The organism is Sporichthya brevicatena (assembly GCF_039525035.1).
In the GTDB taxonomy this organism is placed as follows: Bacteria; Actinomycetota; Actinomycetes; order Sporichthyales; family Sporichthyaceae; genus Sporichthya; species Sporichthya brevicatena.
Genome location: NZ_BAAAHE010000083.1, coordinates 1 through 584 on the forward strand (window position 1 = coordinate 1; position 584 = coordinate 584).

Sequence of the window (584 nt, forward strand, 5' to 3'; positions counted from 1 at the left end):
CCCGAGGTCGCGGCCGCCTCCCTCGAGCAGGCCTGACCCGTGCCGTCCCCTCGGGCGCAGCAGCGGACAGCGGCGCACCGCCGTGACCTCGCGCGCCTGGCCGCCATCGTCGCCGCGCAGATCAACCGGGCCGCGATGCGGGCTGACACCGCCGACGTCGACTCCTGGTGGGCGCGGACCTCGCCGCAGGTGACCCGCGTGGTCGCCCAAGGCCACGACGTCGCGGCCGCGCTCGCGCGCCGCTACCTCGCCGAGCACGCCGAACTCGAAGGTGTCCGGCTCGACCCGGTGCGGGTCGGGGCGAACACCCGAGAGATCGCGACCAGCCTTCGCGTGACCGGGCCGGTGGCCTTCAAGACCAACATGCGGATCAGCGCCGACCCGTCCCTCGCCCGGCGGGTCATGGCCTCCCAGCTCGTCGGCGCCGCCCAGCGGCTCACCCTCGGCGGTGACCGGGCCACCGTGGTCGGCACCTTCCGGGAGTCCAGCGCCATCGTCGGCTACCGGCGGGTCGGCGGCGGGTGCGCGTTCTGCACGATGCTGATCTCCCGCGGCGCGGTGTACTCCAAGGACACCGCCGACTT

The 584-nt window shown here is 74.8% G+C and carries 1 protein-coding gene; it reads left to right on the forward strand.

The annotated features are described in order from the left end of the window. Nucleotides 1-39: 39 nt before the first annotated feature. The coding region (locus ABD401_RS25020; protein ID WP_486387618.1) for a VG15 protein at nucleotides 40-584 on the forward strand (545 nt) is incomplete at its 3' end.